The 13,214-nt window shown below is 41.7% G+C and carries 10 protein-coding genes; 9 read left to right on the top strand and 1 reads right to left on the bottom strand.

Annotation, left to right across the window (positions count from 1 at the left end; genetic code table 11):
- Positions 1-10: 10 nt before the first annotated feature.
- The 4 genes from B9T30_RS06830 to B9T30_RS06815 all read left to right on the top strand — a co-directional run bounded on the left by B9T30_RS06830 (position 11) and on the right by B9T30_RS06815 (position 4,928).
- Positions 11-1,507 carry a UDP-N-acetylmuramoyl-L-alanyl-D-glutamate--2,6-diaminopimelate ligase gene (locus B9T30_RS06830; RefSeq protein ID WP_086184323.1) on the top strand — a complete coding sequence of 499 codons (1,497 nt, stop codon included), beginning with the start codon at positions 11-13 and terminating at the stop codon, positions 1,505-1,507.
- Between the two features lie 8 nt (positions 1,508-1,515).
- The gene (locus B9T30_RS06825; protein ID WP_086184322.1) at positions 1,516-2,922 is read left to right on the top strand and encodes a UDP-N-acetylmuramoyl-tripeptide--D-alanyl-D-alanine ligase; all 1,407 of its coding nucleotides are present in this window, start codon (positions 1,516-1,518) and stop codon (positions 2,920-2,922) included.
- On the top strand, positions 2,922-4,040 hold the full coding sequence (mraY, locus tag B9T30_RS06820; RefSeq protein ID WP_086184321.1) for a phospho-N-acetylmuramoyl-pentapeptide-transferase: 1,119 nt from the start codon (positions 2,922-2,924) through the stop codon (positions 4,038-4,040). The genes B9T30_RS06825 and mraY overlap by 1 nt, the downstream gene beginning before the upstream one ends.
- Positions 4,041-4,124: 84 nt before the next feature.
- Positions 4,125-4,928 (top strand): putative RNA methyltransferase, encoded by an 804-nt coding sequence (locus tag B9T30_RS06815; protein ID WP_086184320.1) that lies wholly within the window; start codon positions 4,125-4,127, stop codon positions 4,926-4,928.
- Positions 4,929-5,332: 404 nt separating this feature from the next.
- Here B9T30_RS06815 and ponA read toward each other — a convergent pair whose 3' ends face one another.
- Positions 5,333-7,864 carry a penicillin-binding protein PBP1a gene (gene ponA / locus B9T30_RS06810; RefSeq protein ID WP_086184319.1) on the bottom strand — a complete coding sequence of 844 codons (2,532 nt, stop codon included), beginning with the start codon at positions 7,862-7,864 and terminating at the stop codon, positions 5,333-5,335.
- 165 nt (positions 7,865-8,029) lie between these two features.
- Here ponA and B9T30_RS06805 point away from each other — a divergent pair, with 165 nt between their 5' ends.
- The 5 genes from B9T30_RS06805 to pilQ all read left to right on the top strand — a co-directional run bounded on the left by B9T30_RS06805 (position 8,030) and on the right by pilQ (position 13,193).
- On the top strand, positions 8,030-9,091 hold the full coding sequence (locus B9T30_RS06805; protein ID WP_004650603.1) for a pilus assembly protein PilM: 1,062 nt from the start codon (positions 8,030-8,032) through the stop codon (positions 9,089-9,091).
- Complete coding sequence (locus B9T30_RS06800) at positions 9,091-9,735, top strand: PilN domain-containing protein (RefSeq protein ID WP_086184318.1); 645 nt, start codon at positions 9,091-9,093, stop codon at positions 9,733-9,735. Before B9T30_RS06805 ends, B9T30_RS06800 begins: the two co-directional genes overlap by 1 nt.
- Positions 9,732-10,487, top strand: coding sequence for a type 4a pilus biogenesis protein PilO (locus B9T30_RS06795; protein ID WP_086184317.1), 756 nt, complete (start codon positions 9,732-9,734; stop codon positions 10,485-10,487). Before B9T30_RS06800 ends, B9T30_RS06795 begins: the two co-directional genes overlap by 4 nt.
- Positions 10,487-11,014 carry a pilus assembly protein PilP gene (locus B9T30_RS06790; RefSeq protein WP_086184316.1) on the top strand — a complete coding sequence of 176 codons (528 nt, stop codon included), beginning with the start codon at positions 10,487-10,489 and terminating at the stop codon, positions 11,012-11,014. Before B9T30_RS06795 ends, B9T30_RS06790 begins: the two co-directional genes overlap by 1 nt.
- A gap of 61 nt (positions 11,015-11,075) precedes the next feature.
- Positions 11,076-13,193, top strand: coding sequence for a type IV pilus secretin PilQ family protein (gene pilQ, locus B9T30_RS06785; RefSeq protein ID WP_171264137.1), 2,118 nt, complete (start codon positions 11,076-11,078; stop codon positions 13,191-13,193).
- The last annotated feature ends 21 nt before the right edge of the window (positions 13,194-13,214 follow it).

Genomic DNA, 13,214 nt, shown 5'->3' with positions numbered 1-13,214 from the left:
TAGGTGATGAATGTCCATTACATTTCAAGATCTCTACACTGCTGAAAAAATCACTGAGTGGATGAGCAAGCCATTGAGTGGTTTGAGTTTAGATAGTCGTAAAGTTGAAGCAGGACAAATTTTTATTGCCCTGAATAGTTTTTCTCAACCTGAAAAAACGCGGCAATTTGCCGTCTCAGCTTTGGCAAATGGTGCTTTAGCGGTGGTCAGTGAAGTTGATTTAGGTCTAGAGCACAGTGTGATTGTGCCAAATGTTCGTCATTTGATGGGACAGTGGCAAAAACAATATTTACAGGCAACAGCACCTGTACAGGCTGTACGGATACTTGCAGTTACAGGGACCAATGGAAAAACCACGATCTCTCGTTTGGTGGCTGAACTGTTGATGCTGCAAGGTGAAAAATGTGCAGTGATGGGCACGACAGGGAATGGTATTCTACCGAATCTAGAAGCGTCTTCGCACACCACATTGGATGCCTTACATCTGCAAAGTGCTTTGCATGAGTATGCACAACAAGGTGCTGCATTTGCTGCAATTGAAGCCAGCTCACATGGTTTGGAGCAAGGTCGTTTAAATGGCTGTGATATTGAAATTGCAGCCTACAGCAATTTAAGTCGTGATCATCTGGATTATCACGGCACGCTTGAAGCCTATGCGGAGGCAAAATCAAGCTTATTTAAATTTGCCGCTTTAAAAGTGGCGATCATTAACCTAGATGATGCCTATGCAGAGATTATGTTGAATGCGGCAAAAGCCAATCCTGCACAGCCGAAAATTTTGACCTATTCAACCACACAAGCTGCGGATTATCAGGTTAAAGATATTCAATATAGTTTGAATGGTGCAAATTTTAAATTGATCACCGCACAGGGCGAATTTGCAGTGCAAAGCCCTTTGTTAGGTCATTTTAATGTGGAAAATTTGCTGGCAAGCTTGATCAGTGCTGAACAGGCAGGTTTTGATTTGGCGGCATTAATTGCCGTGGTTGCGCAGTTAAAAGGTGCACCGGGTCGCATGCAGGTGATTCGTGATGCTGAGCGTTTATTTGTGGTTGATTATGCACATACCCCCGATGCTTTAACGCAAGTGTTGAAAACCTTAAAACGTCATGTTGCGCAAAATTTATGGGCTGTATTTGGTTGTGGTGGGGATCGTGATCGGGGTAAACGTCCACTCATGACTCAGGCCGCCTTAGATGGAGCAGATGTTGCTTTACTGACCTCAGATAATCCACGCAGTGAAAATCCAGAACAAATTTTTGCCGATATGAAAAATGGCATCGCATTTTCAACGCATCTGGTTCATGAAATTCATGATCGCCGTGAAGCGATCAAATTTGCTGTCAATCATGCTCAGGTCGGTGACATTGTGGTGATTGCGGGCAAAGGGCATGAAAATTATCAGGAAGTTGATGGCGTACGCCATTGGTTTGATGATGTGGTTGAAGTGCAGGCAGCGATTGACGCACAGCATCACAGTACAGATTCAGCATATCCGGCTCAATAGGAAGAATGATGCATACCTCAACGACAAGTACCGTGCCTTTAGAGCCTTGGACAGCAGATTTATTGGTTCAAGCGACACAAGGCTATTGGTTTAATGATCAAGCCCCTGTGGGGGATATTAAGCGTATTTTGACTGACTCACGTCATGCAGAAAAGGGTGATGCCTTTTTAGCCCTGAAAGGTGAGCATTTCGATGCCCATGACTTCGTGGCGCAAGTTGCGGCAAAGGGTTGTCAAATCGCCATTGTTAGTCATCCTGTTGATGCTGATATTTGTCAGTTGGTGGTTGCCGATACGCGCTTGGCATTGGGTCATTTGGGCGCTTATCGCCGTGCGCAAAATACGCAATTAAAAGTAATTGCGTTAACAGGGAGTAGCGGTAAAACCACCACCAAAGAAATGTTAGGCAGTATTTTAGCCCGCCTTGCACCGACCTTGATTACCCGCGGCAACTTAAATAATGATTTAGGTGTGCCGATGATGTTACTGGAGCTACGTGCCGAGCATCAATATGCCGTCATGGAACTGGGTGCCAGTCATCAGGGTGAAATTGATTACACCTCGAATTTGGTTCAACCGCATGTAGCAGGCATTATTAATATTGGCACAGCACATTTGGGTGAGTTTGGCGGGCGCGATGGCATTTGCCGTGCTAAATCTGAAATTTATGCACATATTGCTCCGTCAGGCACATCCATCATTCCTGCGGCTGATGATTTTGCTGACTGTATTCGTCAGTCGGTCAAAACTGAACAATGTTTAAGTTTTGGTGAGGGGGGGGATATTTTTGCTACACAGATTGCATTGCAGCCGCAATCCTCTACTTTTAGCTTAAATACACCACAGGGTGTGCGTAGTGTGGATTTACCTTTTGCTGGTGAGCATAATGTGCAAAATGCCACCGCTGCCGCTGCATTTGCTTTAGCGATTGGCATTACTTTGGATGATATTGTACAAGGTCTGGAGCAAGCGAAAGGTGCAAAAGGCCGTTTGAACTTTATTCAGCAAGATAAAAACCTATTCATTGATGATACTTATAATGCCAATCCAACGTCCATGCGAGCAGCCGCTGAAGTGCTTGCTCAGCAAGGCGGGGTGAAAGTGTTGGTGATGGGAGATATTGGTGAATTAGGCGCATCAGCGGCACAACAGCATTATATGCTTGGCCGTGATCTGGTCGCACAAGGCATTCACTTTGTGGTGGCTGTGGGTGAATTTGCACCTGCCGCACAAGAAGGTGCACGTAGTACTCAATATGGTAAAAAAATGCAGGCCTTTTTGACACAGCAACAGGCACTACCTTTTTTAATTGATTTAATTGCAACACATCAACCGCAATCCATGAGTTTTCTGTTCAAAGGTTCTCGTTATACCCACATGGAAACATTGATGGCTGATTTGATGGAGAAACTTTAATGCTGTTATGGCTATTTGAACAACTGGCGGGCTATAACAGCTCATTTCAGGTGGTTCGCTATTTAACATTACGTGCTTTGCTGAGTGTTTTAACTGCGCTGACGATTGGGCTGGTTTTGGGTCCCGTGATGATCCGCAAGCTTCAGACACTCAAATACGGTCAAGCAGTGAGTTCATTCGCACCTGAAAATCATGCTAAAAAAATGGGCACACCGACCATGGGTGGGATTCTCATTCTGCTCTCGATTGGTACTTCAACTTTGCTCTGGGCCGATTTATCCAACCCTTATGTTTGGATTGTACTGGCTGTGATGGTGATTTTTGGTGCTGTAGGTTGGGCAGATGACTGGATTAAAGTTCGCTATAAAGACAATGCCGGCTTGCCTGCCAAGAAAAAATTCTTTTGGACCTCGGTGGCATCCTTAGGGGCAGGTATTGCGCTGTATGTGATTGCGACAGAGCAAACCAATCCAGTACATACTGCGAATATGTTGGATTTGTTGATTCCATTCTTTAAAAATATCAGTATTCCGTTGTCGGCAATTCCTTTGGGTATTGGTTTTATTCTCTTTACCTATTTGGTGATTAATGGTGCATCCAATGCCGTGAATCTTACCGATGGTCTCGATGGTTTGGCGATTATGCCAATCGTCTTGGTTGCAGCAGGTTTAGGTGTGTTTGCTTATCTTGCCGGTGATGTCCGTTTTGCGAATTACTTACATCTGCCTTATGTGAAATATTCATCTGAACTGGTGGTGATTTGTGCCGCGATGATTGGCGCTGGCTTAGCATTTCTTTGGTATAACGCACATCCAGCGCAAGTGTTTATGGGCGATGTCGGTGCACTTTCATTGGGTGCAATGCTGGGGACAATTGCGGTGATGGTACGTCAGGAAATCGTCTTTGCGATTATGGGTGGTGTATTTGTGGTGGAAGCAATTTCGGTATTTTTACAAATCGGCTCATTGCGGATGCGGAATAAACGCGTCTTCTTGATGGCACCTTTGCATCATCATTATGAGAAAAAAGGCTGGCGTGAAACCCAAGTGGTGATTCGTTTCTGGATTATTACAATTATGCTGGTTGTTTTGGGTTTAATGACCTTAAAATTACGTTAAGCAAATCCTTGAAAAAAGAGCCGGCATTTGCTCCCACATTTGCCGGCTCTTTTTTATTGCACATTTACGCTTTTGGAGAAAATAATGAATCTGCTCATGTGTCCTGTATGTCGTGAGGCATTACACTTAACTGAGAAAACATGGGGCTGTGTCAATAAGCATAGTTACGATGTGGCAAAGCAGGGATATGTGAATTTACATGTCGTACAACATAAGCACAGTAAAAATCCAGGTGATACGCCTGAATCTGTGCAAGCGCGTCGTGCATTTTTAAGTGCAGGTTTTTATGCCCCACTACAGCATGCTGTGGTGACAAAAATTCGTGAATTAAAAATTAACAACCTACTGGATATTGGTTGCGGTGAAGGCTATTACACTGATGCAATGCAAGCTGAAGTGTCGCAATGTATTGGGGTTGATATTGCGAAAAATGCCGTACAGGTGGCCGCGAAGCTGAATAAAAAGGTGACATGGGTGGTGGGTACAGGTGCGACTTTACCGGTGTTGGATGCCTCAATTGACTTATGTACGAGTTTATTTAGTCCAATTCCAAAGCAAGAAATATTGCGAGTACTCAAACCCAATGCCTATTTAATGGTGGTCACACCTGCAACTGAACATTTATATGCCATGCGTGAGGCACTTTTTGAAGAAGTGAATCCACATGAGTCACATAAGTTTGTTGAGCAATTGGAAGATGCTTTTGAATTGGTTGAAGAGAGTGTTGTTGAATCAGCATTTACTGTGCAACAAACAGACTTGAAAAACCTGATTGCGATGACACCCTATGCCTATAAAGCTAAACCAGAACGCCGTCAGGTTTTGGAGCAGAGTGAGCAATTTAAGTTAACAGGGCAGTTCCAAATTTACCTCTTTAAAAAGAAGTGATCTCAATAAAAAAGCCCTCATCAAATGAGTAATGCCTGTCAGTTAAGGAGTTTTGTAATAAACTCCTTAACTTTTTAGTGCTTCACAACGGAGTCTTATATTTTTAAATCCAATGCTTGGAGCTCATCTATTACTTTGGATAAGCCCAAATGAGAAGCAGAGCTTCGCAAGAAAGGCATCTTGCGGCGCAGTGCGCCTCACCGCAAAACTCGCCAAATTCCTTTTATTGATTAATAAATCGCAGAAACCTTACTTTTTTAATCTTGCGGTGTATACACCTCATGCCTCGAACAGTTGCGGATGACGTTTCCATGTATCGAAGAACATCATGAATTTAAAATAAAAAAGCCAGTCAATTTCTTAACTGACTGGCTTTACTTATCAAATGAGGGCTTTTTATACTCTTACTGAACTTGATCAATCAGGTGTTCAAGCGCATCGGGTTTAGTTGGTGTTTTTTGCATGGTTGGAGGTGCTGCATGATTAGGCACAAGTGTTTCCTCATCAGGCAGATCCTCAAAATCACGTTCAGGCGCTCGTTTAGGCGTAACCAGTGCAGGGCGGTACAATGGTAGTGCTAAAGGAGGTGAAGAGCGGTCACCTTCGGCCTGTGCATCTACAGTAACAGGTTGATTGCGATTGCTCGGTGCTTTGGCATTTTTATCGAAATGAACCCATGCTGCTGGTGTACCTTTTAAAGCATTCCCCATAAAATTGGTCCAGATCGGTAAAGCGGCAACACCACCATATTCACGACGACCCAGTGTGGTTGGCTGGTCAAATCCAACCCATGCCACAGTAACCAGTTTGCCATTAAAGCCAGCAAACCAAGCATCTTTGGCATCATTGGTGGTGCCTGTTTTACCACCAATATCATCACGACCAATTTTAAGTGCAGCTCGACCTGTACCATGCTGAATCACATCACGCAAAATATTGGCCATGTCATAAGCAGAGCTTGATTTTAAAATACGCTGAGCTTGACGATACTGACTTTTGGATTCATCCAATTGAAGTTGGGGCAGTTCTTTTTCTTCTGGCAGCGTTTGGTTGGTCACTTCAATGACTTCATCATCTGGAGTCACAGCTTCTGCCGATTCAATTTCTTCTGCATCTGTTTGATTGATACAAGCAATACAGGCATATTCAGGATTGCTTTGATAAATCACTTTGCCATAAGCATCTTCAATGCGATCAATAAAATGCGGTTGAATGCGATAACCGCCATTGGCAAAGGTTGCATAGCCCGTTGCCATTTGAATAGGCAGAACTTGTGGTGTTCCCAGTGCAATGGTGTAATTACGTGGAATTTGATTTTCGTGCAAACCAAAATCCATAAATAATTGTCGAGTACGTTCAATCCCGACTGTTTGCAACAGACGAACAGAAACTGTATTTCGAGAAAGATATAAGGCACGACGCAGCGGAATCATGCCTAAATAACGTCCATCTGAGTTTTTAGGCGACCATTTGCCAATGGTAATTGGGCTATCATTGACCATGCTATAAGGCGTCATACCACGTTCAAGCGCCAAGGCATACACAAATGGTTTGATGGTCGAACCAGGTTGGCGCCATCCTTGTAATGCGCGATTGAATTTAGATTGATAAAAATTATAGCCACCGACAATGGCTTCGATTGCACCATTATTGGGGTTGATGGCAATCAGTTGCCCCTGCGCTTTAGGGACTTGAATCAGCGCCCATGAGGTTTTGTTGTCATTTGGGCGTAAGCGAATAATATCTTTTACTTTTACAATTTGAGCGGCTTTGCTTGGTGCAGGACCAACGCTGTTGGCATTTCGGTATGGGGCAGCCCATGACATACCTGACCAAGGTACGGTCACGGTAGAGCCATCTTGCATCAAGGCTTCAAAAGAATTGCCATTGACTTGAATGACCTTGGCGGGGTAAGTATTTGCATAAGCATTAAATTCGGTCAGCGGTTTATCATGCGCTTCGGCACCTCGCCAACCATGGCGACGATCATAGGCTTCTAAACCTTCTTGTACGGCTTGTTCTGCATAGGCTTGGCGTTGACTATTGACCGTTGTGTAAACTTTATAGCCAGAATCGATGGCATGTTCACCAAACTTTTCAACCAGTTCAGAGCGCACCATTTCCCCCACATAAGGGAATTTATTATTGATACCGCGGTCAGGCATATCTAAATTAATTGGTTCAGCAATCGCTTTTTGATATTGGGATTGATTGATTGAGCCTAATTGCAACATCCGTCCTAGAATCCAGTTTCGGCGTTCTAAGGCACGCGTTGGGTTGACAACAGGATTATATTTAGAGGGTGCTTTGGGTAAACCCGAAATCATCGCCATTTGGGCAATACTGAGCTGATCTAAGCTTTTATTGTAATAAATTTTTGCTGCTGCAGCGATGCCGTAAGCATTTTTTCCTAAGAAAATTTTATTGACATATAACGTTAAAATTTCTTCTTTGCTGAGGTTTTGTTCAATTTTGCGTGCAAGAAAAATTTCGGTTAGTTTACGTTTTAGTGTGCGTTCAGGGGTTAAATAATAATTTTTTGCCACCTGCATGGTGATGGTTGAACCACCCGTTTGTACATTCGATCCAATAATGGTTTCACTCACAGCTCGGCCTAAACCTTTAAAGCTAACGCCGCTGTGTTCAAAAAATGAAGAATCTTCTGCCGCAAGGAAGGCAGAAATAAAGGGTTTTGGAATTTGTTTATATTCTACAGGGACCGATAATTTTCCACCATATTCCGCAATAAGCTCATTATCAGCACTATACACCTGTAACGGTTTTAACAACGGCGCCTTTTTTAAGGTGGTCATTTTGGGTAAAGACGGGGCAATATAGAGATACATGCCATAGAATCCCATCGGAATTGAGACCAAAACTATAATTATGATCAAAAAAAATGGATGAACACGGCCTGAACGAGATAGCTTTTTCATAACAAGTAAGTTTTAATAAGAGCTAATGGCAAACTAATTGGCGGTCAGTATAGCCTTTACAAATACAGATTGTTAGATGAGTTATTGTATCTGTATAAAATTATAGACCAACACTGATTAGTGGGTTACTTTTATTGGGGATAAAAAAATAATAGGAATTGTATTGTGCTCAGGTTATATCGTAAGCCAAATAAGGGGTTAATTGGAGTAGATATTAGTTCTACTTCTGTTAAATTATTGGAACTTTCTGTTAAAAGCGGTAATAGATATTGGGTTGAAAGCTACGCATTGGTTCCATTGCCAGAAGGTAGTGTGGTTGAAAAAAATATATTGAATCCTGAGGCCGTGGGTGATGCATTGGAGCGAGCAATCAATCTAGCAAACACTCAATCTACAGCTGCTGCTTTTGCAATTCCAACCTCAATGGTGATTACCAAAACAATTGAGATGGATGCAGATATGACGGATGATGAACGAGAAGTTCAAATTCGTATGGATGCTGAGCAATATATTCCTTTTCCTCTTGACGAAGCGAGCCTTGATTTTGAAGTCTTGCCAGAGCGTTTGGCCAACCCAAATCGAGTAAATGTGCTATTGGTGGCTACTCGTCTTGAAAATATAGAAGCACGTTCTGAAGTACTAGAGCTTGCAAACTTGACAGCGAAAATTGCTGATGTTGAAAGTTTTGCGATAGAAAATGCTTATCAAGTGTTTTCAGATACTTTACCTATGGGTGTAAATACCGTGGGAATTTTAGATATTGGTCATACCATGACGACCTTATCTGTTATGCAAAAAAATAAAGTGATCTATACCCGAGAACAGGTGTTTGGCGGTAAACAACTGACTCAAGAAATTCAAAATCGTTATGGCTTGTCGTTTGAAGAAGCAGGTCGTGCGAAAAAAAGTCGTTCATTACCTGATGATTATGATGTTGAGGTTTTAGAGCCATACCTAGATGCAGTGGTACAACAGGCTGCAAGATCGTTGCAGTTCTTTTTCTCGTCTTCACAGTTTAATGAAATTGATCATATTTTATTGGCGGGGGGTAATGCCAATATTCCGGGGCTCGCGAAGCTATTACAACAAAAACTTGGTTATCGTGTGACTATTGCCAACCCATTTTTACAAATGGGATTTTCTCCACAAATTGATATTAAAAAGATAGAGAACGATGCTTCCTCTCTCATGGTGGCATGTGGTTTGGCATTGAGGAGTTTTGATTAATGGCAAGAATTAACTTACTCCCTTGGCGTGATGAGCTAAGAGAGAAACGAAAAAAAGAATTTATTGCAATTTGTATTGGGGCAGCATTAATCGGGGTTTTAGCCGTTGCACTGGCATGGTTTTACTATAACCATAAACTTGAAGACCAAGAACAGGCCAACCAACTGATTACCAGTACCAATCAAAATCTTGATGTGCAATTGAAGTCTTTAGAAGGCTTGGAAAAGCAGCGTGATGCGATTATTGAACGTATGAAGCTCATTCAAGGTTTACAAGGACAAAGACCGATTGCTGTTCGTCTAATTGATGAAATGGCACGTGTGACGCCAAGTAATTTGTATATTACTAAATTTTCCCGTACAGGTGATAAATTTACCATTGAGGGGAAAGCGGAAAGTCCAAATACGGTTGCGGAATTTTTACGGAATTTAGAAGCATCTCCTTGGTATCGTAATGCCTTTATGAATTCCTTCTTAGCTGTAGAAGAGAAAAAAGATCAGGCACCAAGCTCTGTCGTACCACGTGTTGAAGAGAGTTATGGTTCATTTGTTGTGACTGCTGATTTAGATGAAATTGCAGCGCCAACAGAACCAGAAGCACAACCCAATACAGCTACTAATTCAACAGCGGGGGCAGCACAATGAGTCTCGATGAATTTGATGAATTAAATCAAAAAGAAGCTGTTGCAACTAAAAAGAAGATGACGTTGGATAAGTTTCTTCAGCAGTTTAATACCTTAGATATGAATAACTATGGGGGTTGGCCATTATCAGTCAAAATCACGTGTTGGATTTTGATTATAATGATGATTGCTCTGCTGGGTTATTTCGCATCGATTAAGGGTAAGTTGGATGATATTTCCAATGCCAGTGCACAAGAGCAAAATTTACTTAATGAATTTCGTGAAAAGGATTCCAAGCTACGTAATTTGCAACAGTTACAAGCACAATTGCTGGAAATGGAAGCAAATTTTAATCAGCAACTCGAGCAATTGCCAAAAGAAACTGAAATTCCTGGATTGGTTGAAGATATTAACGTCAGTGGTGTGAATTCAGGTCTGAAATTTAAAAATATTCGTTTAGAAAATGAAGTAAAACAAGAGTTCTTTATTGAACAACCGATTTCGATTGAAGCGACGGGCGATTATCATGCCTTTGGTTCTTTTGTCAGTGGTATTGCTGCACTTCCGCGTATTGTAACTTTGCATGATTTTGATATTACAGCAACGGAAAATAAAGAGAAAAAAACCGATATTCCTCAAATTACTTATAGCGTGAAAGCCAAAACGTACCGTTACATCGGAAATACGGACAATAGCGCATCAACCGCTGGAACAGCTAATGCGAAGGATAGTGCAACTGCTAGCTCACCTACTGCAGCAGGAGGGACACAGTGATGAAAATAGAAAAAATTACTTTAAGCCTAATGTTGGGATTGTTATTGGTTGGCTGTGATTCTCGTATTGATGCTGTGAATGAGCAAATGGCGAGTATTCGCAATCAACCCCCTTTATCGATTGATGCAGCACCTGTGTTCGCACCTGTGCCAACCTTTGATTATTCAGCCCACCAGCTCAAAAGCCCTTTTTTACCTGGCTCTTTGGCTGCTGAATTGCAAATTATGGCTGGAAAACGGGTCTATCCGAATTTGTCACGTCAACTGCAACCTTTAGAAAGTTATGCGATTGAGTCCTTAAATATGAAGGGCAGTATGCGTAGCCAAACTGGACAAATTTTGGCATTGATTCAAACTCCAGATGGTGAAATTGAACGTATACAACTTGGCAGTTATATGGGTGTTAATCACGGTCGTGTGGTGAAAATTACGCCAACACAAATTGATCTCGTGGAAATTATTCCAGATGGGCGAGAAGGGTATGTGGAGCGTCCAAGAAGTCTTATCTTAATTGGACCTGCGCCGTAAGTTTAAAGGAATAAAAATGAATAACAGTTTTAAAGATTTTATATTTGGGGATGGCAATACAATGAACCATTTGTTCCGTCAATTTTCTATGGGTGCTGTGGCGATTGCGGTCATGCAAGTTGCGAATGCACAAGTCAGTATTACCAATATTGTACCAATGCAAATTGCAGGTCAAGGTACAGAAATTCGGGTCATGTTTAATGGCCTACCACCGCAACCCCAAGCCTATCAATTAGAACAGCCATCACGTTTGGTTCTTGATTTTGATAAAGCCCAGCAGAATTTAAAACAAAATAGTATTGCAGTTGCCACTCAAGAAGCCAGCTCTATAGATGTTAGTTCTGATGCTCAGCGTTCGCGTTTAACGGTAAATTTAGCGGATGCGGGTGCCTTTACCACACGTGTTGAGGGTAATACCTTTATTTTAAAAATTAATGCGGCTGGTAATGCTGTTGCCACTGAAAATGTCACTGCCCAAAAATCTGCACAAGGAATTTCCAATATTGGTTTCCAGCGTGGCGGTCAAGGTGAAGGGCAAATTGTGATTGATTTATTGGGGACGAATACCCCAGTCGATGTACAACAACAAGGCAGTAAGGTTGTGGTCAGGACTTTAGGCAATAAAGTACCTACACATTTGGCTCGTCGCTTAAATGTCAATGATTTTGCAACACCAGTGTCTACCATTGATGCACATAATGATGGTGGAAATGGTGTGGTGACCATTCAGACCGCTGGCAGCTATGAATACATGGCATACCAAGCGGATAATAAACTTACCATCAGTTTGAAGCGTCCAGAGGATAAAAGTCCACTGAAACCAAAAGCTGCAAATAGCTATACAGGTAAAAAGATTTCACTTGATTTTCAGGATATAGAAGTACGTCGAGTTCTACAGTTATTGGCAGATTTTACTGAAATTAATATGGTTGCAGCCGATACCGTGCAAGGTAATATCACTTTGCGTTTAAAAGATGTGCCATGGGATCAAGCACTGGATATTATTCTAAAAACAAAAAATTTAGATAAACGCCGTAATGGCAGTGTGATTTGGATTGCTCCTGTTGCTGAGTTAATCAAATCAGAAGATGATGAAGCTAAAGCAATTGCACAAAGAGTTAAGTTGGCACCAATTCAAACAGAATATATTAAATTAAGTTATACCAAAGCCGCAGATATTTTAAAGTTATTAGAAGAATCTCGTGATAGTAAAGGTGGTGCATCAAATCGTACTACTGGTTCAGACTCGCTTGCACTGGAAAGCTTATTGAGTTCACGTGGTAGTGTTGTTGCTGATGTGCGGACCAATACGTTAATTATCAATGATACTGCACTGAATATTGATAAAGTTCGTAAAATGATTGACTTGCTGGATATTGCTGTTAAACAAGTCATGGTTGAGGCGCGTATTGTTCGTGCTTCAACCGATTTTACAAAAGAAATGGGCGTGAAATGGGGTATTTTATCCCAAGGTATTAGTAATAATAACAGTTTACTTGTTGGTGGTAGTGATACGACTTTATGGGATTTAAGAGATCCTGATGATGAGGGTAAATATACCATTCAGCGCCCAGATAATCTCAATGTCGATTTGGGTGTAACAACTTCTGGGGCGAGTAGTATTGCCTTTGGTCTAATTAGCTTGTCTGATTTTATGTTGGATTTAGAGCTTTCTGCATTACAAGCAGATGGTTATGGTGAGGTTATTTCAACACCAAAAGTCCTTACAGCAGATAAGCAACCAGCTAAAGTTGCATCAGGTACACAAATTCCCTATCAGTCTTCAGAGGGGGGCGGTGTAAATGCAGTGTCTAAAACAGAGTTTGTCGATGCAACCTTAAGTTTGGATGTGACCCCAAGTATTACACCTGACGGTAAAATCCAAATGATGTTGAAAATTAAAAATGACTCAGTGGGTACGGCTACACCGACAGGTCAATATACAATTAACAAGAACGAGATCAATACTAATGTATTGGTGGATAATGGTGAGACCGTTGTACTTGGCGGTATCTTCGAACAGTTAACTTCCACGAGTCAAACTAAGGTGCCTTTCTTGGGAGATTTGCCTTATGTGGGGCGTTTATTCCGTAAAGATGCAAAAACGGATAAAAAGAGTGAGCTATTGATTTTTGTTACACCACGAATTGTTAATGACAGTGTTTCAAGAAATCATTAATATATTTTGAATTTAGCAAAA

The sequence above is a fragment of the Acinetobacter sp. ANC 4973 genome (genome assembly GCF_002135275.1).
Taxonomy (GTDB): domain Bacteria; phylum Pseudomonadota; class Gammaproteobacteria; order Pseudomonadales; family Moraxellaceae; genus Acinetobacter; species Acinetobacter kyonggiensis.
Note: the sequence above shows the minus strand (reverse complement) of the source record. Positions and strands in the feature narration are given on the sequence as shown.

Excerpts from the sequence above, each read along its gene's own strand:
- B9T30_RS06800 (WP_086184318.1), top strand. The coding sequence starts at position 9,091 with ATGGCAAGAATTAACTTACTCCCTTGGCGTGATGAGCTAAGAGAGAAA.
- B9T30_RS06815 (WP_086184320.1), top strand. The coding sequence starts at position 4,125 with ATGAATCTGCTCATGTGTCCTGTATGTCGTGAGGCATTACACTTAACT.
- B9T30_RS06825 (WP_086184322.1), top strand. The coding sequence starts at position 1,516 with ATGCATACCTCAACGACAAGTACCGTGCCTTTAGAGCCTTGGACAGCA.
- pilQ (WP_171264137.1), top strand. The coding sequence starts at position 11,076 with ATGAACCATTTGTTCCGTCAATTTTCTATGGGTGCTGTGGCGATTGCG.
- B9T30_RS06830 (WP_086184323.1), top strand. The coding sequence starts at position 11 with ATGTCCATTACATTTCAAGATCTCTACACTGCTGAAAAAATCACTGAG.
- B9T30_RS06795 (WP_086184317.1), top strand. The coding sequence starts at position 9,732 with ATGAGTCTCGATGAATTTGATGAATTAAATCAAAAAGAAGCTGTTGCA.
- B9T30_RS06790 (WP_086184316.1), top strand. The coding sequence starts at position 10,487 with ATGAAAATAGAAAAAATTACTTTAAGCCTAATGTTGGGATTGTTATTG.
- mraY (WP_086184321.1), top strand. The coding sequence starts at position 2,922 with ATGCTGTTATGGCTATTTGAACAACTGGCGGGCTATAACAGCTCATTT.
- ponA (WP_086184319.1), bottom strand. The coding sequence starts at position 7,864 with ATGAAAAAGCTATCTCGTTCAGGCCGTGTTCATCCATTTTTTTTGATC.